Raw genomic sequence first — 25447 nt, forward strand, 5'->3', positions numbered from 1 at the left:
TCTTATTTATTTAAGGTGTAAAATTAAAAAAAACTGCTTTATCTAATGGAAGATAAAGCAGTATAAATATCTTAAAGAAAAAATTAAATGCCAAATGCTGTTTTAATCTCTTCTACTTTGTCTAATTTCTCCCAGGTGAAGAATTCCAGGTCTTTTAACGTAAGCTCGTTTTTATGCCCCTTATTGAAGGTTTTATCAGCAATATAATGTTCCTTACCCATATGTCCGTAAGAAGCTGTTTCCTGATAAATAGGATTTCTTAATTTTAAGTTTTCCTCAATAGCGTAAGGTCTCAGGTCAAAGATCTTAGAAACTTTTTTGGCCACATCTCCATCATGAAGATCAACTTTTGAAGTTCCGTATGTATTGATATACAATCCACAAGGTTCTGCAACACCGATAGCATAAGAAACCTGCACTAATACCTCATCAGCAACGCCAGCAGCCACAAGGTTTTTAGCAATATGTCTTGTTGCATATGCAGCACTTCTATCTACTTTTGAAGGATCTTTTCCAGAGAATGCACCACCACCGTGAGCTCCTTTTCCGCCGTAAGTATCTACAATGATCTTTCTTCCTGTAAGTCCTGTATCTCCGTGAGGCCCACCAATCACAAATTTACCTGTCGGATTGATATGATATTTGATCTGATCATTAAATAAAGCTTTAATTTCATCAGTTTGTTGAGCAACCACTCTTGGAATCAAAATACTTTTGATATCCTCACGAATTTTGTTCAACATTTCTTCTTCAGATCCAAAATCATCATGCTGCGTAGAAACAACAATAGAATCAATTCTTACCGGCTTATGATCATCAGAATATTCAATGGTAACCTGGCTTTTCGCATCAGGACGTAAATAAGTAATTTCAGTATTCTCTCTTCTTACCGCAGAAAGTTCTTTCAGGATCGTATGTGCCAAGTCTAATGCTAAAGGCATATAATTAGCCGTTTCATTGGTTGCATACCCAAACATCATCCCCTGGTCTCCTGCACCTTGTGCATTGGCTTTACTTTCGAAAGTTTCATCCGCAACTTTTCTGTCAACACCCTGATTAATATCTGGTGACTGCTCATGAATTGCAGAGATCACTCCACAAGAATCTCCGTTGAACATATATTCACCTTTTGTATAACCAATACCATTGATAACCTCTCTGGCAATAGTCTGAACATCAAGATAAGCATCTGACTTAACTTCTCCTGCCAATACTACCTGCCCAGTTGTAACAAGGGTTTCACAAGCTACTTTTGAATTTTTATCGTATGCTAAAAAATGATCAATTAAAGCGTCAGAAATCTGATCAGCAATTTTATCAGGATGTCCTTCTGAAACTGATTCAGATGTAAATAAATAAGACATATTATTCTTTGTTTTATTAGATTAAAATTTGAGGAATAATGAGAATAATTGCCTTGAAAGCTCAAAAAGGAATACTGTTTTAGCTTTTTTTTATAGAGGTTGCAATCAGGTCAAATTTTTCCTCGTTCGTAAACGTCTGCAAAGTTAAGTACTATTTTTTAATACTCAAAACTTTTAAGAAATAATTATAATTTTCTTGAAATTAGGAATTTATCCCGCTCAGAATTAAAAACTATTGTGGTTTTATGCTTACGAAATCTTTTGGATTTTCATTGTAATTTAGCCTTTCTTTCAAAGAAGTCTGTATTGAAGAAGATAATTCGTCAATAATTTTCTGTTTGAAGGTTGGCTTATAATAGATAATACTTATTTCTCTGTAAGGGAAGGGTTTTTTAAATCTGAAAACTTTACTTTTCTGTTCGTCAGAAAGCTGACTTAAAGCCAGTTCTGGTAAGATACTGATTCCTCCAACCTTATCAACCATATGAACTAAAGTTTGAATATTCGAAGCTAAGAAGTCTAAATTCTTAGGTTTCAATGTATTCTCTTTTAAATGACAAATATTTTCAAATTGATTTCTCAAACAGTTTCCTTCTTCTAAAAGCCATACTTTTTCAACATTCAACTCTTCAGGAATGATATAAGAATTCTTTTTGTTAGCCTGTGTATCTGAACTGTAGATCATCAATTCTTCGTTGAATAAGAAATCCTGATAAAATTCGTCCGCTGTATCATATGGCGTTGAAATAATTCCAGCATCTAGCTCACCAGCTTTTAAAGCCTTGATAATACTATCTGTTGTCATTTCTTTTACATTCATCTGAATTTTTGGATTTTCATCCAAGAATTTGAAGATCTCACTTGGTAAAATAAAAGAAGAAACGGTAGGGATAATTCCAAGATTAATGGTACCTCCTAAAATGTTATTTAAAAGGTTAGCCTTATTCCTCAGCTCATTGACAGATTCTATAATTACCTTCGCCTGATCAATGATTTGAAGTCCCACATCTGTTGTACGGATCGGGTGTGTAGTTCTATCAAACACCTTTACATCCAGTTCATCCTCAAATTTCTGTATCATCGCACTTAGTGTAGGTTGCGTAATGAAGCATGCTTGAGCTGCTTTTCCAAAATGTTTGTACTTATCTACAGCGATAAGATACTCCAATTGCTGAATGTTCATCTGATTAATATTATCTATTACAAAGATATGATGTTTTTGCTATAAGCAATTAAAAATTCAAGTAAATTTGATAATTATTACACCCAAAACGACACAATAAATAAATCAAATCTTAACTATATGGATTCAAAAAAATTAACATTAAGCAGTGGTGCGCCATATTTTGAGCATCAGGATTCTCAGACTGTAGGTCCAAGAGGTCCGGTTTTATTGCAGGATTTTATACTTCAGGAAAATTTAGCACATTTTGTAAGAGAAAGAATCCCTGAAAGAATTGTTCATGCCAAAGGAAGTGGCGCCTATGGAACTCTTACTGTAACACATGACATTAGTAAATATACCAAAGCTAAATTGTTTTCAAAAGTGGGAAATTCTTGCAGGATGTTTGCAAGATTCTCGACGGTAGGTGGTGAAAAAGGAAGTGCAGATACAGCAAGAGACCCAAGAGGTTTTGCTCTAAAATTCTATACTGAAGATGGGAATTGGGATCTGGTAGGTAATAATACTCCCGTATTTTTTATTAAGGATGCAAAAAAATTTCCAGACTTCATTCACACTCAAAAAAGAGTTCCAAAAACCAATTTGAAAAGCGCAACGATGATGTGGGATTTCTGGAGTCTGAATCCTGAATCACTTCACCAGGTTCTTATTTTAATGTCTGATAGAGGAACTCCTCATGGTTATAGACATATGCATGGTTTTGGTTCTCACACTTTTTCGATGATCAATGAGAACAATGAAAGAGTATGGGTGAAATTTCATTTTAAAACAAAGCAGGGAATCAAAAACTTCAATAATGAAGAAGCGGTTAAGCTTTCGGGCGAAAATCCTGATTTCGCGCAGGAAGATCTTTGTAATGCTATTGAAAATGGAGATTTCCCAAAATGGACCATGTATATTCAGGTGATGACTGAAGAACAGGCTAAAGATTTCCGATGGAATCCTTTTGATGTCACTAAAGTCTGGTTCCAGGGAGACTTTCCGTTAATTGAAGTAGGAGAAATGGAATTAAATGAAGTTCCTGTTAACTATTTTGCCCATGTAGAGCAATCTACTTTTTCTCCAAGCAACCTGATCAATGGAATCAGTTTTTCTCCGGATAAAATGTTGCAAGGAAGACTGTTCTCTTATCCTGATGCACACCGATACAGAGTGGGAGTAAATGCCCATCAGCTGGAAGTGAACCGATGTCCTTTTGCTACTCATAATTACCAAAGAGATGGTTACATGGCAGATTCTAAAGATTATGGAGATAAGCCTAACTATCACCCTAACAGTTTTGATGATATTAAACCAGATGCAGCCTATAAAAATTATGAATATGAATTAGACAGTGCACATGTTGCCAGTTATAATAGAAATGAAAATGATGATGATCATTATACCCAACCGGGGCTTCTTTATACAAAAGCCATGAACAATGAAGACAGAGAACATCTTATTCATAATATCGTTGGAAGCATGAAAGGAATAGATGGACCAAAGAAAGATGAGATTATAAATCGTCAATTATGTCATTTTTTTAGAGCTAATATAGAACTTGGCATGAAAGTAGCATCACAACTAAATATCAATATTGATAGCAATATGATGAATCATATTAAATAGTCATACTAAACAATATTTCAACATAAAAGGAAAAAATATCAATTTTTTTTCCTTTTTTTTGTAAAAAAATTATAATTTGCAGGCGATACTATTTTAAAGTGGAAAAATGAGTTACGAGAATATTTTATTAAAAAAAGAAGATAAATTAGCTATTATTACAATAAACAGACCTGAAAGTCTTAATGCCTTAAATGCTAAAACAATTCAAGAAATAAGTACAGCTTTAGACGAACTAGATTCGGACAATTCTTGTAGGGTAGTTATTCTTACAGGAAGTGGAGAAAAATCTTTTGTTGCTGGAGCTGACATAAAAGAATTCAGCGATTTTGGACAGGAAAGAGCTGAAGAATTAGCTAAAAATGGTCAGAATTCTCTTTTTAACAAAATAGAAAACTTATCTAAACCTGTAATTGCAGCCGTAAATGGTTTTGCTTTAGGCGGTGGTTTAGAGCTTGCTATGGCGTGCCATATCAGATATGCATCGGAAAATGCCAGATTGGGGCTTCCAGAAGTAACGTTGGGATTAATTCCAGGTTACGGGGGCACACAAAGACTTCCAAAGCTTGTCGGAAAAGGCCTTGCCAATGAAATTATCTTCTCTGCTAAAATGATTCCTGCTCAACGAGCAAAGGAAATTGGATTAGTAAATGAAGTATATCCTATTGAAGATTTATTAACAAAAACAAAAGAATTAGCTAACATTATTGCCTTTAATTCACCAATGGCAATATCGAAAGCTATTCATGCTGTAAATCTATCGGATACTGATAAAGGTTTTGAAACCGAAATTAAATATTTTGGCGAGCTTTTTGAACTAGCTGATAAACAAGAAGGTGTTGCTGCTTTTATGGAAAAAAGAAAGCCCAACTTCTAAAAAAAATTATTACTACAAATTATTTCGAAAAAACCAATGCAGCGGTATGAATAAGTTTGATAAAGCTTATCTAAAAATGGCTCAGGAATGGGCGAAACTTTCCTACTGTGAGAGAAAACAGGTAGGAGCTCTTATCGTAAAAGATAGGATGATTATTTCAGATGGTTACAACGGAACTCCTTCGGGATTCGAAAATTGCTGTGAAGATGCGGATGGAAAAACACACTGGTATGTATTGCATGCAGAAGCTAACGCTATATTAAAATTAGCAGCTTCTACTCAATCTGCAAAAGGAGCAACGTTATATTTAACGCTTTCTCCATGTAAGGAATGCAGTAAATTAATTTTACAGGCAGGAATTACAAGACTAGTGTATATTAATGAATATTCGGATGACGACGGGATATCATTCTTGAGAAACCATAATATTGAAATAGAACAAATTTCTGATTGTGAACTAAAAAAATAACACAAATGACTTGGGATGAAAAAATTAAGGATTTTGAGATCTTTCTTCGTTTCGAAAGAAATTTTTCAGAAAACACTCTCGACGCTTACGTTAGAGACATTAAAAAACTAAAAGAATACGCAGAAGAAGACCTTGGGAACATTGCACCCGATGTTATCGGATACGACAATCTGCAAGAGTACATCTTTAACCTTTCTAAACAAAAGTTCAGCGAACGATCACAAGCGAGATGGATTTCTTCCATCAAAGCCTTCTTCAAGTTTCTGCTTGAGGATGAAGCCCGTGAAGATAATCCTGCTGCATTGCTTGAAGGCCCCAAATTAGGATTGTATCTCCCTGATACACTAAGCTTGGTAGATATCAATAAGATTATTGGTGCTATTGAAGTTTCATCTGATCTGGGACGAAGAAACCAGTGTATTGTTGAAGTATTGTATGGCTGTGGCCTTCGTGTATCAGAGCTTATAGATCTAAAGATTTCAAATATTAATTTCAATGAAAATTATATTAAGGTAAATGGAAAGGGAAATAAAACCCGTTTCGTTCCTTTAGCTGACTATACAGCAGATTTACTAGGGAATTACATAAAGGAGATTCGTGCTAAAAATAAGATCAATAAAAAGTATGAAGACTCTTTATTTCTTAACAGTAGAGGAACTTCCATGTCCCGGGTTATTGTATTTCTGATCATTAAGGAACTCACTGATAAAGCTGGAGTTAGCAAAAAAATATCTCCACATACCTTTAGACATTCTTTTGCAACTCATTTGTTACAAAACGGGGCTGATCTACGTTATATTCAAGAAATGCTGGGACATTCCAGTATTACAACAACAGAAATATACACTCATTTAAAAACTGAAGAACTACGGGACGTAATTTTAAATTATCATCCGAGAAACATTAATATTACTCAGTAAAAACGAAGTTGCATCTGACACTTAAAAAATAATTATAAACAGATGAAGACATTGAAATATTGCCCAAATTGTGGCAAAGAATCTCTAAACTGGGACGGCGAAAAAAAATGGAGCTGCAATCATTGCGATTTCAGGCTATATAATAATGTTGCCGGTGCGGTAGCTGTCGTTATCAGACATGGAGATCAAATCTATCTGACAAGGAGAAATCAGGATCCTAAAAAAGGAAAATTAGATTTGGCTGGTGGTTTTGTTGATCCTAGAGAAAGTGCTGAAGAAGCTTGCAAAAGAGAGCTTTTTGAAGAACTGCAGTTAGATATTGATATTTCAAGCTTAAAGTATATTACAAGTCTTCCAAACATCTACCAGTATAAAGAAATTGATTATAATACAATCGATTTATTTTATGAGTATCGTGTTTCAGAAAAATTTGAAGTTAATCTTGCATTATCTGAGATATCAGAAACGCAATGGATACCACTGAAAAATATTAATCTTGATGATATCGCTTTCGACTCTCAAAAAATATTTTTTGAGCAGTATCTAAAGAATTTATAGATTACACACCTATTTAAAAATATTAATAGCAGAGCCCAGGCTCTGCTATTATTGTATAGAAACTATTTTATCCACAAACTCAAATCCTTTTTAGGATCAAGAGACTATATTGATCTAATAAGATTTTGATTTCAACATTTCCTCAAAGTAATTGGTCAATAACTTTCTTTCGGCATCAGATAAATTTGCTTCTTTATGATAAACAATGTATCCTGGCATTGGCATAGTCTTAGCTTGAAGTGTTGGAAGAATACCGGTAAGCATGCTGGCTTTCAGATCCGAGTTGTAAGTCTGCCATATTGAAAAATTAAGATGTTCCCGCCCTTCATTGACATGGCTTTTTATAGACCATGATATCGGTGCTATATAAGAATATTTTGGATATACTGTCTCATTTGAATGACAGTCATAGCAAGCTCCTTTTATCAGAGTTCTGATCTTTTCAGGAGTTTTCTTTGCATCAACAAAATTCACTTTATGATCAATAGGTTTGTTAGCTCTATCAATAGGAACAAACTGGATCAGTGCAAAAACAACTAAGCTCCAGAATACGATCTTCTTTACCATTTTCATTATTTCTATCTCAAAGGCTGTAATGCTGTATTGCCCGATTTTAGCGTACGATCATCCTTCTTCTCAGGAGGTTTATTATTTTCCGGTTTAGGAATATTCAGCGTTTTAGTATCTAATACCCTTGTATCTTTCAGATCCCAGTCTTCATTACTGTCCCATAAAGGTCTTACGACAGCTACTTTATAGAAAATATAAGAATCTTCAGCAAAAATATCCTTTTGAAAGTCGGCTTCATCCCAATATTTATTATCATTATTATCAACCAATATTCTGACAATATACTCGCCAGGTTTCAGTATATCGAATTTGAGCTGGTCTCCTTTCGTATATTTCTGATACACTACCTTTTCTGATGTATCCAGTAGCTGAAGCCAATAATTTGATGTTGGTGCATTTTGAAGTTTAAATGTCAGACTGCCATAGTTTTCCACTTTATCCGTTTCAAAATCAAAACGTTTTGATGCAGGATTCTTATCATAGAAAGACAATACGGTCGTTTTAGGAACTATTAACTGATATTTCTTGCCTTCAATAAAATCCGATTGTATTAAGATCTGATATGGATTGGTTTCGGAAATCTTTGCCGTAAAATTCTGAGTTGTTAAACTATCACTTTTCAGCACCCATTTATCAGTATTGATCTTATCAATTACATAATTTGAAGTAATTTTAAAATCAGTTTTAGGAGGTAAAAGCGATCCATCATTATTATCAAGGCTCATTGCATTTTTGGCATTGTACTTATAAAACACAGAAACCGTATCCTTTTTATTATCAGCATCATAACTGAATTTTAAATTCTCAGTTACTGTTTGCCCTATATTATTTTTCACTGCATCAAACCAGATCTTTACAGTATCTGATTTAGGACGATGGGTTACTTTTATATCTTGTAATTTTTCATTAATGGAAAGAACTTTCACATTATCGGGACGCCCTTCAAACATCATTGTAATTCCTCCCGGTGTTTCTTTCATTTCCCCATATTTCAATGGCTTTTTAGATGGATAAATCTTTAAATTCAATCCAGAAATGGACTTTTCAATCTCTACAGGTTCTTTTTGAAAACCCACTTTTTCTTTACCTGGATCATACATAGAATTACCATTCTCATCTTCAAAGGCAATGATCTTATATTTCCCAGGCGATAAATAATTAAGCTCATAATATCCATCATCATCAACCTTTGTAATGTAGTAAGGTTTTTGCTTGTAATTCATAGTGTCCTGTACCTTGTACAACCCCACAACTAATTTATTATCTGAGCTCGTTTCTTTTTTTATGGATACTGCGTCACGGACATCACCACTTATATACAGATCATCAAGCTTATCGCCTGTGGAAAATGCAAAATTGAAGTATCGTAAAACATTTGCTTCATTATTATCTACAATCGAATTTCCAAAATTAAAATTATAAGTCGTATTGGCCTGTAACGTATCTTCCCACTGAATTAAAAGATATTTGTTGGCAATATTTGATGGTAAAATTCTTTTGATCTTTTTGATCGGCGGAGAAATAATTAAATTCTTATTGATATCCTTTAAAGTCACATATTCATCAAAATCAATACGCAGTTCCTTAATATCTCTTCGCACATTTATTCTGGTGGTATCAATATTTGAACTTAAAAATTTTGGAGCCAATGTGTCCTTGGGACCTCCAACCGGAGAACCCACTCTCGCACAAGATTGCACAAGAAAACCGATAATAAATAGTAAAAGAAGTCTTTTCATGAATATGTTTAAGCAAAAGTAAACATTATTCTCCAAAAACTTCATGTCCGTTTTTTAAAGAATCCTGATTATCATTCATTACACTGTGGAGCTTGTCTTTCTGTACCGGAAAATCCTCGAATAATCCCGATAAAGCCAGTGCAGTATATACTCTGTTTGAATATTTGTTTCCGATTGCTACAATCGTTACTTTAGAGTTAAGCAAATGAGCAAAAACAGAATTTGTACCATGCCACCATCCATTATGGTAGGTCAGCTTTTCTCCATTATCAAAAATCTTCATTCTGAAACCTAGGCCATAATTATTCATTCCAGCTTTTTCATTGCTGTAAGGTGTGAAAACCATCTGCATCAATTCAGGTTTTAAAAAGTCTTTTGAATACATCGCTTTCGAAAAATTAAAAAGATCTCTAGGTGTGGTATATACATTTTTATCTCCATAAATGAGATCAAGTCTGTCTAGAGGATACAATTTGTTTCGTCCGTAATAAAAAGACTGTGCGGCAGTAGGAATATCCTCCTCCTGAAAAATATATGTATTTTTCATTTTTAGTGGTGAAAAAACCATTTCTTTCATCGCCTGGGGGAAAGGAGTTTTGGTAACCTGTTCTATAATTAGTGCCAGTAAAGCAAAATTGGTATTACAATACATAAACCCGGTATCGGTATCTCTTGCCAACTCAGGTTTATATTTAATAATCATATTTAATACATCCTGATTGGTAATAAATGCTTTTGAAAGTTCTGCAGGTGCGGGTTGAATTTTAGTAATAAAATATTCGTACTTCGGAAGACCGCTTCTCTGTGACAATAAATTTTGAATGGTAACATTAGGATATGGAAACCCTGGAAAATATTGAATCAGATGATCTGTCAGTTTTACCTTCCCCGCTTCAATCAATTTCATCATTGCCATTGCGGTCATAGTTTTCGAAACTGAAGCTACGTGTAAAGGTGTATTTTTATCAATAGGCATCTGATTTCCTTCTCTCCCGAAACCTCTGTAATTTTCATATAAGATATCATCTCCTTTTGCAACCAGTATTCCGCCACTTAAGTCACCTGCATCCCATACTTTTTTGTAATATTGATCAATATATTGAACTAAAGAGGTCTTATCAGAAAGTTGATCATCCGCTTTTGTAAAAACTTTATTAAGATCTACATTCCCATAGTTAGGAAGGTTAGTCGTGTTTTCAGTTACAGATTCTTTACTTTCGGATTTATTTTTACAAGAAAATAGAAATGCAAAAACAGTTAAAATAAGGACAAAATTATGCTTCTTCATGAGTATCAAAAATGAGCGGCAATTTAATAAAACAAAAAATTAATAATGAACAGAGAAGATAAATTATGAATTATTTAACACAAAAAACGGGATTCACAAAAAAAGTAAAATTTTGAAATCTCAGAATTATCAATTGTAGAAACAAACAACAGCTTAGAAAATGTTGAATTAGATTATCGGCTCTAAAACATTAATAGAGCGAATCATCAGCAATAGATAGTGATTTAACCTAAAAAGAACCTATGATTTTATCAACAATAACCTGAGCCAGCTTTTCTTTGCTCTGATGAGTCCAACCTGCGATATGAGGCGTTACAATTACTTTTTCGGAGTGTAAAAGATATTGTAGATCTTCATTTTCTCCAATTTCTAGATTTTCAAAAGAAGACTTCTCATATTCCAAAACATCCAGGCAAGCGCCTTTTACTTTTCCAGCCTTTAAAGCTTCTACTAAACTTTTAGTTTCTATGTTTTTCCCTCTCGCTGTATTTACGAAATAGAAGTCATTTTTCATATCGGAAATAAATGGGCCGTCGATCAGATAGTAAGATTCATCAGTTAATGGAATATGTAAACTTAGAACCTCAGCCTGTTCTTTTAGTTCCTTTAAAGAAACCTGTGTTCCATATTCATCAGAAAGGTTAGGTAAAATATCATGGAAAATTACTTTACAGCCAAATCCCGAAAGTCTTTGTGCAGTGGCTTTTCCCATATTTCCATAGCCAATAAGTCCAACTGTTTTCCCCAACAACTCATCTCCTCTGTTTTCTTCACGCAACCAGATCCCATTCTTCACTTCCTGAGAAGCAATGAAAAGTCTATTCATCAAGATCAATAACATCCCGACAACATGTTCTGCCACGGAATCTCTATTTCCTTCTGGAGAATTGATAAGTTGAATTCCTAATTTTTCGGCAACAGGGATATCGATGTTTTCCATTCCAGCCCCTACTCTGGCAATAAATTTCAGGTTTTTTCCTTTTTCAAGAAAGTTTTTATCTAAGGGAATTCTACTCCTTATAATAACGCCATCGTACTGATCAATCTTATTACAAACCTCATCATAGGAAGAAGTAAAATCCTCTTCTAAAACAAATTTTTTCGCTAAAAGCTGTTCAGTGATAAGGGGGTGATTTTTATCTAAAAGGAGGATTCTCATGATATAAGTATTGAAAGCTTAAAATTAACCTTAATCTATGATGACACTATAACTGAGCATTTGATCATTTTTAAAGAATTTCAACAAAAAGATAATAGATAGATGTTTAGATTCCTACGAAATGACAAGAACTCTGTATTATTCTATAATTAATTATATACAAGTATTTGGTTATATACAAAGCCCTGATACTATTTATCTTTTTTTCCTTTCTCTGGCTCCTGGAATAATTTCTTCAGCTCTACAGATTCCAAAGGCTTCATTCTTCCAGAAAGGATCAATGAAAGTTCTTTTCTACGGAAAGCGGCAGCAAACCTCTCTTTTTCTTCTTCCGTTTCAGGCATCATTTCAGGGATCGGGATCGGACGGTTAAACTCATCTACAGCAACGAAAGTATAAATTCCTTCATTGGTATGAATCTTCTTCTGATTAATAGGATCATCCAACCAAACATCAACATACACCTCCATAGAAGTAGAAAATGCTCTAGAAACTTTAGATTCTAAAATCACAATCCCTCCTTCAGGAATTGGATGATTAAAAGAAACATGATTTACAGAAGCTGTCACTACTCTTCTTTCACAATGTCTTGCTGCAGAAATAGATGCACAACGATCCATTTTTGCTAAAAGTTCACCTCCAAAAAGATTTCTTAAGGAATTTGTTTCATTGGGAAGAACAATGTTAGTCATAATCGTCAGTGAATCTGACGCTTTTTTTATTTTTTTTGCCATGTTGCCTTAGTGTTGTTTTGAGTGGTTTTGAGGTTGCCTCCTTTTTGAGCTGGTTGTATTAAGGAATCTTTTTTTAAAGAATCCAAAACCTTCATCTGTGTAGAATCTCTTTTAACTTTTACTGTATCCTTTTCTATCCTTCTTGTTTTAGTCTGTACAGAAACACTATCAAAAGATTTTTTACCAAATAAAAGTTCTTGTTGTGTAAATGCCAGATAAAGTATACCTAAAACAGGAATTATAAAAAGAAAAATCCAGAGAATAGATTTATTGAACTTGTAATCTTTATCTGTATTTTCAGAAACTGATGACTTCTCTGTACTACTTATATCAGAAAGCTTGATCTCTTCCAAACCATAATAATCCGGATGATTAGATTCTAATCTATTCCCTTTGAAGTGTGTCACTCCATCTTCGATGAAAATCGACCCCAAATTCTGAATTTCTAAAGTCTGGTCTGCCTGAAGTTTCTTTTTCCAAAAATCAGTCTGAATCTGTAATTCACTTTGAGCAGATTCCTGTGAAATTTGTTTTTGATTACTTATAAAAGATATCAATTCATCAGATTCCACCTCATAATCTGATGCAAATGCAATCTGACTGGAGGGAGGAAGTATACTTCCATTTTCTGAATTAATAATCGCTTTAGAGTTTTCCAAAGAAAACACACCAAAAGCCGGAACTGTAACAGTACCAAATTGTTTCAGATATTCTAGAATGTAAGCAGAAATATTCATTTGGCAGCAAATTTATAACTTTTTCAGGACTTTTTATGACATTTATTTGCATAAAAAAAGACTGCCATAACAGTCTTAAAATGTATAATTTCAGGTTTAAATTCGTTTTTTAAACATTTGGAAATAAATACCTCTTATTTTTGTAATATCGTTATTGAATTTTCCAACTTATTCCAAACATAAAATTAGTTCCTGCCTGTGAAAAATAGTAAGGCTCTCCACCATACACAGCTCCATTGTTTACGTATTTCTTATTAAAAATATTATTCACCAGTAGCTTTAAAGCAATATCGTTATTGGCAATTTTGAATTCATACTGTGCATTAAAGTCAGTAAGAAGATAGTCTTTAAGCTGCAAATTTTTATCTTCTGTATTATCAAGATACTGTTTCCCTACATATTGATTCATCAAAGAAAACTGGAAATTTTTATTAGGATTAAATTTCAATCCTAAGTTGGCAACAATGTCCGGTGAGAATGAAATCTGTGTATTTCCCAACTCCTTAACCAACGTTTCATTTTCTATTTTAAAATCCTGATTTCTATTTTGGCTCACACTCACATTACCTGAAACTTCCCATTGTTTTGAAAGTTTTGCTACTGCCCCCACTTCAATTCCTCTTCTATAACTTTCACCAGAATTTGTTCTTATAAATGCACCAACGTTATTAAGCTCACCATTTAGAACCAACTGATTTACATAATACATATAATACAAGTTAGCAGTCAACGAAACAATTCCTAACTGCTTTTCAAATCCTGCCTCAAAATCATGAAGCTTTTCTGCTTTTACATCATTATTAGCGATAAGATCATCCCTATTCGGTTCACGTTGAGCATGGGCATATGATAAGAATATTTTCCCATTTCCAATTCTATAATTTACACCGGCTTTTGGATTAAAGAACAACCAATTCTTCTTTAGATTAGCACCTTCATTATCACCAGCCAATATAATTTTTGTGTCATAGTCTATATTTCTAAGCTGTAGATCTCCGAAAAACTCAAAGTCATTTATTTTATACAAAGCCTTAGCAAATCCAGCCACTTCATTTTTTACAGATCGTCCCCTGTAGTATTCGTGTTCATTAATAGGATAAAAAACTCCGGTTACATTACCATAATGTCTTCCATAATATTGATTTCCAACTACTCCAAAATTAAGATCAAGGTTTTCATACTTTCCGTAAAGCGTTGAAACAATTCCGTAAAAGTCATTATTCAGCCATTTTTTCCTGATAAAGTCAGAATCTTTTATTAGCTCTCCTTCATCAAGGATATCCGGCAAGTTATATGTTGAAAAAGGATCCCCCTGTTTGTAGTTTTCATAATACCCTTTTCCTTTCGTATAATGTAAAGTAGTTTCTAAATTCCAGTGATCATTAAACCTTTGTTCCCAAAGTAATTGATAATGATTCTGTCTGTAATTATCTGTTTCATTATTATAAAAACCGGTGATATTCCCATCTGTTCCGTAGATTGCTCCTGAATAATTGAATTTAGGATCTGTTTCCCAGGTCTTTCTGTCTATTCCGTTCCAGGCCTGATAGGTTTTTTCTTTCCCACCAAAAGCCATTAAACGAATTCTTGTTTTACCTTCCTCAAATAAAGCAGTGAAATTATAGGAATCCAATCTAGATGAAGCTCTATCAATATATCCATCAGAACTAATGTGCGTGTATCTTCCCATTAGAGAAAGACGGTTGTTCCAGAATTTTCCAGAACCAACTTCCGCTGAATATTTATAAGTACTGAATGATCCATAGCTATCATCAGTTTTTACATAGAACTTATCATCCGGATCTTTAGAGATCACATTAATACTTGCTCCAAAGGCTGAAACTCCATTGTTTGATGTCCCTACTCCTCTTTGAATAATGATCTGTGAAGCAGAACTCGTTAAATCAGGAACATTCACAAAAAAGGTCCCCTGACTTTCGGAGTCATTGAAAGGAACTCCATTCATCATCACATTGATTCCTCTACCAGCAACCCCACGAATTCTAAATCCGGTATATCCAACTCCATTTCCAGCATCTGAAGTAGATATAACAGAAGTCTGATTTTTTAAAAGTATAGGTAGATCCTGACCTAGATTTCGACTATCAAGATCTTTCTGAACATTAATAATTTCTTTAGCAACAGGAAGTCTTTTGGTGAAGTTGACAGCCTCAATTTCCTTAATTTTTATGGTGTCTGTTTTTTGGGCTTGTACAAAACCCAACGAGCTTGCAGTAAGCCCTAAAAAAAGTAATCCTTTCATTCTATAAATTTTAAAATTTAATGAATAAAAGGGGATCAATAAGATATTATACATTTCCGACATTTAGTCGAAGCGTCCCTAAACAGCATTACCTGTTCCAGGTTCATTGGGTATAATCTCAGCCTGTAAAAGCACCCCTTTATTTCAGCCGCAAAATTACAAAAAATATATGAGACGAGAAACGGGGTTCTAGATTCAGCTAACTGGCTCCATTTGCGAGATTCAGGAGCAGGGCTTCGAGTTAAGAATAGTCAACATTTACGAATAATTCACGTTTTTGAAATATTCTTTTCCCAGATCGAATAACAGGCACAAATATTTTACACCTCGCCCCTTATCTAATATGCTTTGTTCTTTGAATCAATATAATAGTAGTTGATTCCATCTTTGGTTACTTCAAACATTTTCCCCAATTTCCAACTGAAGTTTCGCTTGATATTAGAATACTCAAAAGGAATGACCACTTTATTATGAACATCGATCACTCCAAATCTGTCATTATGAGATGCTACGATCATAGGGTCTGAAACATCATCCCCTTCCATGATATGAAGATATTCATACTGAGGATAGATCTGATAATCTCTATAATCGGCTGCGTTTACGAATTTTGAAGGTTCAATAATTCCATAGAAGCCATTCAAAATATAAGCCTGATATTGCTGTTGTTTAAATTCAGTTTTACATTTTCCCAAATCTGGATTTTTGTATTGGTAAACTCTTTTACCGGACTGATCTATTCTGTAGGAAATCAGATCTTTTTCAACAGTAGCATAATCTTTTGTTCCAAACTTTCTGATTTTTTCATTAGGAGAGTACAAAAGATTGCAGTCTTCAGCAAAAAATACGGCAATATGATATTCAGGTTGAATAATAAATTTTCCTTTTTGATTAATATATCCGAATTTTCCATCCTTCTTTTGAGGAATCAGGACAGGAATATCTTCATTAATAAATACCAGATCAGGATTAATTTTAGGTTGAGCTACTTTTTTCTGAACCGTTTTTGAAGTTTTTTTAACCTGATATTTTTTCACAGATTTTGTTTGGGAAAAAACAAAAACCGAAATAAAGAGGGATAGAAGACTTATTGTGTTTTTCACTTTCATCATTTTTTTGCAAAAGTACAGCCAAAATAGAAAATATAAAAATCATATTTATAAAGAATCTAAATAATTACACCCTGATAAAATATTAAAAATTCGTAATTTTGGGAACATTTTTAATTGTTTGATAATTTTAAAACGTATTGAGATCGAACTTTTGACACTAACATGATCAAAAAAGTATCCGAACGTTACCCGGAAAGAGTTTTTTGCGGCAAGAAAGATTACAGGTAAGCTACTTACACTTTTCAGACAAGGCCCTTTTATAATCACTTTTGGGACGGAATTATTATCTCACATTTTTAAAAGAGGTATAGATTATGCTGATTTTACTTCAGTCCATCTTGCATATCAAGATTCGACAGCTCAAATGGTATTATTGTAGTTTATACAGACTGGCAAAAAATGTGGCAGTACTACGAACTGCGTTATAAATTTACCTTTAACATTGAAAAAGAGACTTCTATTATGAATATTTATAAGGATTACATCAAAGAGATTGAAGAAAGAAAAAACCAGGGGCTTAATCCAAAGCCAATTGATGGTGCTGAATTACTAAGTGAAATTATCACACAAATTAAAGATTCAGGTAATGCAGATCGATCGGAGTCTCTTAAATTTTTCATTTATAACACCTTACCCGGAACGACAAGTGCAGCGGGAGTGAAAGCTAAATTTTTAAAAGAAATTATTCTGGGTGAATCTCTAATAGATGAGATCTCACCAGCTTATGCTTTTGAGTTGTTATCTCATATGAAAGGTGGCCCTTCAATTGAAGTGTTGCTGGATCTGGCTTTGGGTAATGATATATCTATTGCCAAAGAAGCGGCAAACGTTCTTAAAACACAGGTTTTCCTTTATGATGCTGATACAAATCGTTTAAAGGAAGCATTCAATTGCGGTAATGAAATCGCAAAAGAAATTATTGAAAGCTATGCACAAGCAGAGTTTTTCACTAAACTACCGGAAGTTGCTGAAGAGATTAAAGTAGTGACATTTATTGCTGGTGAAGGGGATATTTCAACTGACTTACTTTCTCCGGGTAATCAGGCTCACTCAAGATCAGACCGTGAACTTCACGGTAAATGTATGATTACTCCTCAAGCGCAGGATGAAATTAAAGCATTACAGGCACAACATCCTGACAAAAGTGTGATGTTGATTGCAGAGAGAGGAACAATGGGTGTAGGCTCATCAAGAATGTCAGGGGTAAACAACGTAGCTTTATGGACTGGTAAACAAGCAAGCCCATATATCCCATTCGTAAACATAGCTCCAATTGTAGGAGGAACAAACGGTATTTCTCCAATTTTCCTTACAACTGTTGATGTTACAGGAGGTATTGGTATTGACCTTAAAAACTGGGTAAAAAAACTGGATGCAGATGGCAACCCGATCCGTAATGAAAATGGAGAACCCATCCTTGAGGAAACTTATTCTGTAGCTACAGGAACTGTTCTTACCATTAATACAAAGACAAAAAAACTTTATAATGGTGATCAAGAGCTGATTGACATTTCTAAGGCATTCACTCCACAGAAAGTTGAATTTATAAAAGCTGGTGGATCATACGCTATCGTATTTGGTAAAAAACTTCAGACATTTGCAGCAAAACTTCTAGGAATAGAAACACCCCTTGTTTTTGCTTCGTCAAAAGAAATTTCTCATGAGGGACAGGGTCTTACAGCAGTAGAAAAAATATTCAACAGAAATGCAGTAGGTACAACACCAGGAAAAGTGTTACACGCAGGTTCAGATGTTCGTGTAGAAGTTAATATCGTTGGTTCACAGGACACAACTGGTCTTATGACTTCTCAGGAATTGGAATCAATGGCGGCTACAGTAATTTCCCCAATTGTTGATGGTGCATACCAATCAGGTTGTCACACCGCTTCAGTATGGGACAAAAAAGCTCAGGCCAACATTCCAAAATTAATGAAATTCATGAACGATTTCGGTTTGATCACAGCTCGTGACCCGAAAGGTGAATATCACGCTATGACTGACGTGATTCACAAAGTTCTTAATGATATAACAATCGATGAGTGGGCAATCATTATTGGTGGTGACTCACACACAAGAATGTCCAAAGGTGTTGCTTTTGGAGCAGATTCAGGAACAGTTGCTCTTGCACTCGCTACAGGTGAGGCTTCTATGCCAATTCCCGAATCTGTTAAGGTAACATTCAAAGGAAACATGAAGGAGCATATGGATTTCCGTGATGTGGTTCATGCAACACAAGCTCAAATGCTTAAACAGTTTGGAGGAGAGAATGTATTCCAGGGAAGAATCATCGAGGTTCACATTGGAACGCTTCCTGCTGACCAGGCATTCACATTTACAGACTGGACTGCCGAAATGAAGGCAAAAGCTTCTATCAATATTTCTGAAGATAGCACCCTAATTGAATCATTGGAAATTGCAAAAGGCAGAATCCAGATCATGATTGACAAAGGCATGGATAATCATAATCAGGTTCTTCAGGGATTAATTAACAAAGCTGACAAGAGAATCGCTGAAATCAGATCAGGTGAAAAACCGGCTCTAACTCCAGATGCAAATGCTAAGTATTATGCTGAAGTGGTTGTTGATCTTGATGTGATTATAGAACCAATGATTGCCGATCCTGATGTAAACAATGATGATGTTTCTAAACGATACACCCATGATACGATCAGAGCGCTTTCTTTTTATGGAGGAGAGAAAAAAGTAGATCTTGGTTTTGTTGGATCTTGTATGGTTCACAAAGGAGATTTGAAAATTGTTTCTCAAATGCTTAAAAATATTGAAAGACAGCAAGGCAAAGTTGAGTTTAATGCTCCACTTGTTGTAGCTGCACCAACATACAACATCATCGATGAATTAAAAGCAGAAGGAGACTGGGAGTTTTTAGAAAAATACTCTGGCTTCGAATTTGATGATAATACTCCTAAAGGCGAGGCTCGTGTTGAATATAAAAACATGATGTATCTTGAACGCCCCGGATGTAACCTTTGTATGGGTAATCAGGAAAAAGCGGCTAAAGGAGATACTGTATTAGCGACTTCTACCCGTCTTTTCCAAGGAAGAGTAGTTGAAGATTCTGAGCGTAAAAAAGGAGAATCTCTACTTGCATCAACTCCGGTTGTTGTTCTATCTGCTATCATTGGAAGAATTCCTAACATAGACGAATATAAAGCTGCAGTTGAGGGCATTGACCTGACTAAGTTTGTACCCCCTATTAAAGAACTGGTTCAGGTTGGTCATTAACAGCATTAAATGACAAGTCAAAAGACTGTTTTACATTATATAAGAAAGATTTTAATCCATTGGATTTGAAATCTTTCTTTTTTTATTTAGAACCTTTCCATTTAAGAGTCAGTAGAATTATTTTAACCTATGTCAACGGCTCAAAAATTATTTTTTCCTTAACTTGATAGGTATTAAAAATATTAATGATTCATCTTATTTATACCATTTTTAAATGGTAGGAATAGAATTTGATGAGTACATTTGAGGAATTTCTGCTCCTAATTTTAAATTTTTTAAATTAAAGTCCGGAAAAAATTATTGAAAAAGAAAAATTAAAATAGATATGACTTTCGACATTGATATGATTAAAAAGGTGTACGAGCGCTACCCCGAGAGAATTGCTGCGGCAAGACAAATCGTGGCAAAACCTCTTACGCTATCTGAAAAAATATTATACACCCACCTTTGGGAAGGAAATGCAACACAAGCACATGAAAGGGGAAATTCTTATGTAGATTTCGCTCCAGACAGAGTAGCCATGCAGGATGCAACAGCGCAGATGGCACTTTTACAATTCATGCAGGCTGGAAAAGCTAAAGTGGCTGTTCCTTCAACTGCTCATGCCGATCACCTGATCCAGGCAAGAGTAGGTGCAGAATCAGATTTACAGGAAGGTATCAACAAAAACTCTGAAGTTTTCAATTTCCTGAGTTCTGTTTGTGATAAATATGGAATTGGCTTCTGGAAGCCGGGAGCTGGTATCATTCACCAGGTTGTATTGGAGAACTATGCTTTCCCTGGAGGTATGATGATCGGTACGGACTCTCATACGGTAAATGCAGGAGGCCTTGGTATGGTAGCCATCGGAGTAGGTGGTGCTGATGCGGTAGATGTAATGGCAGGAATGGCTTGGGAACTTAAAATGCCTAAATTGATCGGTATCAAATTAACCGGTAAAATGAGTGGCTGGACTTCTGCAAAAGATGTGATCTTAAAAGTGGCAGGAATCCTTACCGTAAAAGGGGGAACAGGATGTATCGTAGAATATTTCGGAGAAGGAGCAGAATCTCTTTCAGCAACAGGTAAAGGAACCATCTGTAACATGGGTGCTGAAATCGGAGCGACTACTTCTACTTTCGGATATGATGATTCAATGAGAAGATACTTGGCAGCAACAGGAAGACAAGATGTAGTAGATGCGGCTGACAAAATTGCAGAACACCTAACTGGTGATGCTGAAGTATATGCAAACCCTGAACAATATTTTGACCAAGTAATCGAAATTAACCTTTCAGAACTGGCACCTCACTTAAACGGACCTTTTACTCCAGATTTAGCAACTCCTGTTTCTGAATTCAGAGCTAAAGCTGAAGCTAACGGATGGCCATTAGAAGTTGAATGGGCTCTTATCGGTTCTTGTACCAACTCTTCTTACGAAGATTTATCAAGAGCTGCTTCTATCGTTGAAGATGCGGTAGCAAAAGGAGTAAAACCAAAAGCAATCTTAGGAATCAACCCTGGATCCGAGCAAGTGAAATTCACAGCAGAAAGAGATGGTTTCTTAGATTCTTTCAGAAAATTTGAAAACACGAGAATCTTTACGAACGCTTGTGGGCCTTGTATCGGACAATGGGACAGAGAAGGTGCTGATAAAGGAGAGAAAAACTCAATCATCCACTCTTTCAACAGAAACTTTGCAAAGAGAGCAGATGGTAATCCAAATACTCATGCTTTCGTAGCTTCTCCAGAAATGGTAGCAGCAGTAGCAATTTCAGGAAGATTAGACTTTAACCCTATTACAGATACATTAACTGCAGAAAACGGTGATCAGGTAAGACTTGACGAGCCAAAAGGATCTGAATTACCGGCTAAAGGATTTGCTGTAGATGACAACGGTTACCAGGCTCCATCTGAAGATGGTTCGTCCGTAGTAGTAAAGGTAAGCCCTACATCTGATAGACTTCAATTGCTGGAAGAATTCCCAGCTTGGGATGGTAAAAACATTACCGGAGCTAAAATTCTAATTAAAGCTTTCGGAAAATGTACAACCGACCATATTTCTATGGCTGGGCCATGGTTGAAATATAGAGGTCACCTTGATAACATTTCAAATAACATGTTGATTGGAGCTGTCAATGCTTACAACATGGAAACGAATCATGTTAAAAATGAATTAACAGGTGAATTTGGTGAAGTTCCTGCTGTACAGAGAGCTTATAAAGCTGCTGGAATTCCTACGATTGTAGTAGGAGATCAAAATTATGGTGAAGGTTCATCAAGAGAGCATGCCGCAATGGAACCAAGACATCTTGGTGTAAAAGCAGTATTGGTAAAATCATTTGCACGAATCCACGAAACGAATCTTAAAAAACAAGGTATGTTAGGGTTAACATTTGCTAATGAAGCTGATTATGATAAAATCTTAGAAGATGATACTGTTAACTTCTTAGATCTTGATCAGTTTGCCCCAGAAAAACAGCTTACACTAGAATTTGTACATGCTGATGGAACAAAAGACATTATTATGGCAAACCATACGTACAATGCTCAACAAATTGACTGGTTCAAAGCAGGTTCTGCGCTAAACCTTATCAAGAAACAGGAAAACTAAATAAATTTTAGTTCTATATAATTAAAGCCTCGCAAATGCGAGGCTTTTTCTTTTCCAGTTTGGATTATATTATTAAAATTTAAATTCAACTCTTGCGAATAAAAATCTCCCACCAATACCATATTGGGAAACCTGTCTCGAATAAACAAACTGATTATCTGCAGTTAAAGAATTGATAAGAGGATTTTTAGAAGGCATAACATTGAATATATTATTACTTCCTATTGTTGCTGAAACATTTTTATTAAAATCATATCCAACAGAAAGATCGGTTACAAAGCGATTATTCAATACAAAATGTTCCTGTTTACCTACAACTCCATCAAAGTTAGCATCCAAAACATCAGCATCTGTTACCTTACCAAAGAAAGAATTTCTTACCAGAACATTAAAGGCAGAAAATTTTAGAGCATTCGAAAGAGTAGCTTTTACACGAGGAACTGCTTCTTCAAAATACACTCTGTTAGGCTCTGAAAAATAACTATCAATTTGACTTACTAACTTGGGAGACGCATGGATCTCACCAATCCTTTTGGTCTGATTAAGATTGAAACCAAAATAGTTTTCCAGGCTAATTCCAGAACCTAATCTCGTGGTCTGTGAAATAGTAAGATCAAGTCCTTTTGTTTGCGAATCAACTGCATTAGCAAAGAAATTAGCAGCGCTCGCCCTGGCAAGATCAAAAGCATTTTGAAGAACAGCTTGGTCAGATCCCGGAGCGAAAGTTCCATCCGGTCGCGAAAACAAGTCAGTTAATACCACTCTGTCTTTAATTTTAATATAATAGACATCTGCTGTAACGACCAAATTCAGTTTCGGAACTTTCCAAGTAAGCCCAGTACTATAAGATTGGGAAGTTTCCTGTTTCAATTTTGGAATTCCCAAAGCCTGTGCCGCTTCAGAATTATTTCTAAAGGTTCCCACCTGTGTAGTCTGTCCCTGCTGAATCAACGTAGATGTTGAACTATAATAAATCTGAGCCAATGATGGTGCTCTAAAACCTGTAGATACAGCGCCTCTCCAATTGAAATTATCAACCAATCTTACATTGGTCGCAAATTTATAATTGAATGTTGATCCAAAATCTGAATAATTCTCATATCGTAATGCTCCTTCTACCAACCACCAATCAGTTGGCTCCAGTTCAACATCCAAATATCCCGCAACACTATTTCTATTACCAGAAACTGCATTATCAGGGCTGAAACCCGGAAATACCTGTGAACCGGCAGGTCTGGTATTTCCAAAAAAATCGGTTACCAACTCATTTTTAGGAGTATTGACTGTTACTACATTTCCAAAAATATCATAAGAAGCATAAGAGTTTTCTTTACCCGCATTCACTTTATAATTTTCGTAACGGTACTCTCCTCCAAAAGCTATGTTTAGCCCATGTAGTACATCATATTTTTTTGAGAAATCAAGATTAAGTGTGTTCTGTAAAAACTCTAAACCTCCGGCATCAAAACTTCTTGGAGAGTTACTAACCAGGGAAGAATTAAAAGTATTTACTACTCCGAAATTGAATATGTTTTTACCAAAAGTATTGCTTAGGTCTACATTCCAGCCATTCCATTTTCCTTTAATTCCAGCTGCATAAGAATAGTCATTAATGGTTGCTTCAATCTGTGGTAAATATCCGTTAGGGGTAATAAAATTGATATTCCTTTCCGTATTTGGTAAACGGAAAAAACCACCCGCATTTCCTAACCTGTAGCTATAACCACCAAAAGAATAAACTTTCCAGTCATCATTAATAGGAACTTCTGAATTATAGTACACCTGTGCCGACTGCAGTTTCGATTGTCCAGCTCTGATACTGAAATCTTTTCGTTCTAATCCTCTGTAAGCAAGTTCATCATTAGTAACGTCTCCACCCAGTAATCCCTGTAATGTTGAAATACTATTTGCATTTGAAATTTGCGACTGTAAATCAGATGAAAAGTAATTTACTTTTGTTGCATATTGCTTGATCGCATTGATAATCTGTTGGTTATTAGGTGTATTACCAATATTTTTATACAATCCATCAATGTCCACTCCATCTTGTGCTGCTCTATAGTTAATGGCATTATAGGCATTGTAAATATCACCATTTCTCACCCCTGCTCTTGAATAAGGATCCCGATATTGCGTTGATGTGGTAATATTAAAAAAACCTTGTTTCCCCAATTTAAAACCATAATTAAGATCTAAGGAAATGGTTTCTCCATCCAAGCCTCCCGAAAAATTATTGGTAACAGGTGAAGCATATCCACCCAAAAATAGTTGACCAGAAAAACCTAATCTCTTTTTAAGACCTAAATTGACAACTCCGGCAATCGCATCGGAACCATATTGTGCAGAAGCACCGTCTCTTAATACTTCGATTTTATCCAATGCAAAAGCAGGAATAGCATTAAGGTCTGTTCCTACAGAACCTCTTCCAGGTGTAAGGGTAACGTTAATCAGTGAAGATTGGTGTCTTCTTTTTCCATTAAATAAGACTAAAACCTGATCCGGTCCTAACCCTCTTAGTTGTGCCGGATCGACAAAATCGGTTCCATCATTCACAGTATGTGATGTAGAAGAAAAAGAAGGGACTATATAGTTTAAGGCCTGACTTATATTATTAACCGGACTTTGTTTCAATATTTTTGAAATATTAATAACATCTACCGGAACGGGTGTATCTGTTAGTGATCTACCAGATCCTCTGGATCCAAGTAGAACCACCTCGTCTATTTTCTTAGATTTTATAGTATCTGATTGTGCGTAGTAAAATGTCGAAATAAGGGTGGCTGAAGTGATGATACTTCTGTGTTTAAAATTGCGCATGTGTTTTATCTTTTTTGTATTAATGATTGTCTGCTTAAAGCTTTTAAGCAATAGAAATTCCTAACCCTGCAAGTACAAGGCTAAAAAAGGAAATGATAAACGGTTTTATTAGTTAATAGAAACTAAAGGAAGCTAAGAACAGCAACACATACACATCGAATAATGATATGCATATTGATAGAAATAATGAAGCTTCGCTTCAGTATTCAAAAGACA

Annotated in this window: 18 protein-coding genes; 7 read left to right on the forward strand and 11 right to left on the reverse strand. The window is 35.0% G+C overall.

Features of this window, described 5'->3' with window-relative positions; genetic code table 11:
- Positions 1-83: 83 nt before the first annotated feature.
- The gene (metK, locus tag NG806_RS14265) at positions 84-1364 is read right to left on the reverse strand and encodes a methionine adenosyltransferase (protein WP_261510226.1); all 1281 of its coding nucleotides are present in this window, start codon (positions 1362-1364) and stop codon (positions 84-86) included.
- 232 nt (positions 1365-1596) lie between these two features.
- Positions 1597-2547 (reverse strand): LysR substrate-binding domain-containing protein, encoded by a 951-nt coding sequence (locus tag NG806_RS14270; protein ID WP_261510228.1) that lies wholly within the window; start codon positions 2545-2547, stop codon positions 1597-1599.
- A 120-nt stretch (positions 2548-2667) separates the two neighbouring features.
- On the opposite strand from NG806_RS14270, the gene NG806_RS14275 reads away from it, so the two are divergent.
- From NG806_RS14275 to NG806_RS14295, 5 genes are all read left to right on the forward strand, one after another.
- Positions 2668-4155, forward strand: a complete 1488-nt coding sequence (locus NG806_RS14275) for a catalase (protein WP_261510229.1) — start codon at positions 2668-2670, stop codon at positions 4153-4155.
- A 106-nt stretch (positions 4156-4261) separates the two neighbouring features.
- The gene (locus NG806_RS14280) at positions 4262-5029 is read left to right on the forward strand and encodes an enoyl-CoA hydratase/isomerase family protein (RefSeq protein ID WP_261510231.1); all 768 of its coding nucleotides are present in this window, start codon (positions 4262-4264) and stop codon (positions 5027-5029) included.
- A gap of 46 nt (positions 5030-5075) precedes the next feature.
- The gene (locus tag NG806_RS14285; RefSeq protein WP_200243497.1) at positions 5076-5498 is read left to right on the forward strand and encodes a deoxycytidylate deaminase; all 423 of its coding nucleotides are present in this window, start codon (positions 5076-5078) and stop codon (positions 5496-5498) included.
- A 5-nt stretch (positions 5499-5503) separates the two neighbouring features.
- Positions 5504-6418, forward strand: coding sequence for a site-specific tyrosine recombinase XerD (gene xerD, locus NG806_RS14290; RefSeq protein ID WP_261510235.1), 915 nt, complete (start codon positions 5504-5506; stop codon positions 6416-6418).
- A 42-nt stretch (positions 6419-6460) separates the two neighbouring features.
- Positions 6461-6976 (forward strand): NUDIX hydrolase, encoded by a 516-nt coding sequence (locus NG806_RS14295; protein WP_261510236.1) that lies wholly within the window; start codon positions 6461-6463, stop codon positions 6974-6976.
- 114 nt (positions 6977-7090) lie between these two features.
- Here NG806_RS14295 and NG806_RS14300 read toward each other — a convergent pair whose 3' ends face one another.
- The 8 genes from NG806_RS14300 to NG806_RS14335 form a co-directional block, all read right to left on the reverse strand.
- Positions 7091-7543 carry a heme-binding domain-containing protein gene (locus tag NG806_RS14300; protein WP_390882517.1) on the reverse strand — a complete coding sequence of 151 codons (453 nt, stop codon included), beginning with the start codon at positions 7541-7543 and terminating at the stop codon, positions 7091-7093.
- An 11-nt stretch (positions 7544-7554) separates the two neighbouring features.
- Entirely contained in the window at positions 7555-9285 is a 1731-nt protein-coding gene (locus tag NG806_RS14305) for an Ig-like domain-containing protein (RefSeq protein WP_261510239.1), read from the reverse strand.
- A gap of 25 nt (positions 9286-9310) precedes the next feature.
- Positions 9311-10573 (reverse strand): serine hydrolase domain-containing protein, encoded by a 1263-nt coding sequence (locus NG806_RS14310; protein ID WP_261510241.1) that lies wholly within the window; start codon positions 10571-10573, stop codon positions 9311-9313.
- A 229-nt stretch (positions 10574-10802) separates the two neighbouring features.
- Positions 10803-11732 (reverse strand): 2-hydroxyacid dehydrogenase, encoded by a 930-nt coding sequence (locus NG806_RS14315; RefSeq protein ID WP_261510242.1) that lies wholly within the window; start codon positions 11730-11732, stop codon positions 10803-10805.
- A 191-nt stretch (positions 11733-11923) separates the two neighbouring features.
- Complete coding sequence (locus NG806_RS14320) at positions 11924-12466, reverse strand: acyl-CoA thioesterase (protein ID WP_261510244.1); 543 nt, start codon at positions 12464-12466, stop codon at positions 11924-11926.
- Positions 12451-13203, reverse strand: a complete 753-nt coding sequence (locus NG806_RS14325) for an HU domain-containing protein (RefSeq protein ID WP_261510246.1) — start codon at positions 13201-13203, stop codon at positions 12451-12453. Before NG806_RS14325 ends, NG806_RS14320 begins: the two co-directional genes overlap by 16 nt.
- A gap of 151 nt (positions 13204-13354) precedes the next feature.
- Complete coding sequence (locus NG806_RS14330; RefSeq protein WP_261510247.1) at positions 13355-15466, reverse strand: TonB-dependent receptor; 2112 nt, start codon at positions 15464-15466, stop codon at positions 13355-13357.
- Positions 15467-15804: 338 nt separating this feature from the next.
- The gene (locus tag NG806_RS14335) at positions 15805-16503 is read right to left on the reverse strand and encodes a WG repeat-containing protein (protein ID WP_261510248.1); all 699 of its coding nucleotides are present in this window, start codon (positions 16501-16503) and stop codon (positions 15805-15807) included.
- 537 nt (positions 16504-17040) lie between these two features.
- On the opposite strand from NG806_RS14335, the gene NG806_RS14340 reads away from it, so the two are divergent.
- Positions 17041-19821 (forward strand): bifunctional aconitate hydratase 2/2-methylisocitrate dehydratase, encoded by a 2781-nt coding sequence (locus NG806_RS14340; protein ID WP_261513111.1) that lies wholly within the window; start codon positions 17041-17043, stop codon positions 19819-19821.
- 325 nt (positions 19822-20146) lie between these two features.
- Entirely contained in the window at positions 20147-22414 is a 2268-nt protein-coding gene (locus tag NG806_RS14345) for an aconitate hydratase (protein WP_261510250.1), read from the forward strand.
- Between the two features lie 72 nt (positions 22415-22486).
- Here NG806_RS14345 and NG806_RS14350 read toward each other — a convergent pair whose 3' ends face one another.
- Entirely contained in the window at positions 22487-25231 is a 2745-nt protein-coding gene (locus NG806_RS14350) for a TonB-dependent receptor plug domain-containing protein (RefSeq protein WP_261510252.1), read from the reverse strand.
- Between the last annotated feature and the right edge of the window lie 216 nt (positions 25232-25447).

It is taken from the genome of Chryseobacterium paludis, from assembly GCF_025403485.1.
Taxonomy (GTDB): domain Bacteria; phylum Bacteroidota; class Bacteroidia; order Flavobacteriales; family Weeksellaceae; genus Chryseobacterium; species Chryseobacterium paludis.

Excerpts from the sequence above, each read along its gene's own strand:
- metK (WP_261510226.1), bottom strand. The coding sequence starts at position 1,364 with ATGTCTTATTTATTTACATCTGAATCAGTTTCAGAAGGACATCCTGAT.
- NG806_RS14270 (WP_261510228.1), bottom strand. The coding sequence starts at position 2,547 with ATGAACATTCAGCAATTGGAGTATCTTATCGCTGTAGATAAGTACAAA.
- NG806_RS14275 (WP_261510229.1), top strand. The coding sequence starts at position 2,668 with ATGGATTCAAAAAAATTAACATTAAGCAGTGGTGCGCCATATTTTGAG.
- NG806_RS14280 (WP_261510231.1), top strand. The coding sequence starts at position 4,262 with ATGAGTTACGAGAATATTTTATTAAAAAAAGAAGATAAATTAGCTATT.
- NG806_RS14285 (WP_200243497.1), top strand. The coding sequence starts at position 5,076 with ATGAATAAGTTTGATAAAGCTTATCTAAAAATGGCTCAGGAATGGGCG.
- xerD (WP_261510235.1), top strand. The coding sequence starts at position 5,504 with ATGACTTGGGATGAAAAAATTAAGGATTTTGAGATCTTTCTTCGTTTC.
- NG806_RS14295 (WP_261510236.1), top strand. The coding sequence starts at position 6,461 with ATGAAGACATTGAAATATTGCCCAAATTGTGGCAAAGAATCTCTAAAC.
- NG806_RS14300 (WP_390882517.1), bottom strand. The coding sequence starts at position 7,543 with ATGGTAAAGAAGATCGTATTCTGGAGCTTAGTTGTTTTTGCACTGATC.
- NG806_RS14305 (WP_261510239.1), bottom strand. The coding sequence starts at position 9,285 with ATGAAAAGACTTCTTTTACTATTTATTATCGGTTTTCTTGTGCAATCT.
- NG806_RS14310 (WP_261510241.1), bottom strand. The coding sequence starts at position 10,573 with ATGAAGAAGCATAATTTTGTCCTTATTTTAACTGTTTTTGCATTTCTA.
- NG806_RS14315 (WP_261510242.1), bottom strand. The coding sequence starts at position 11,732 with ATGAGAATCCTCCTTTTAGATAAAAATCACCCCCTTATCACTGAACAG.
- NG806_RS14320 (WP_261510244.1), bottom strand. The coding sequence starts at position 12,466 with ATGGCAAAAAAAATAAAAAAAGCGTCAGATTCACTGACGATTATGACT.
- NG806_RS14325 (WP_261510246.1), bottom strand. The coding sequence starts at position 13,203 with ATGAATATTTCTGCTTACATTCTAGAATATCTGAAACAATTTGGTACT.
- NG806_RS14330 (WP_261510247.1), bottom strand. The coding sequence starts at position 15,466 with ATGAAAGGATTACTTTTTTTAGGGCTTACTGCAAGCTCGTTGGGTTTT.
- NG806_RS14340 (WP_261513111.1), top strand. The coding sequence starts at position 17,041 with ATGAATATTTATAAGGATTACATCAAAGAGATTGAAGAAAGAAAAAAC.
- NG806_RS14345 (WP_261510250.1), top strand. The coding sequence starts at position 20,147 with ATGACTTTCGACATTGATATGATTAAAAAGGTGTACGAGCGCTACCCC.
- NG806_RS14350 (WP_261510252.1), bottom strand. The coding sequence starts at position 25,231 with ATGCGCAATTTTAAACACAGAAGTATCATCACTTCAGCCACCCTTATT.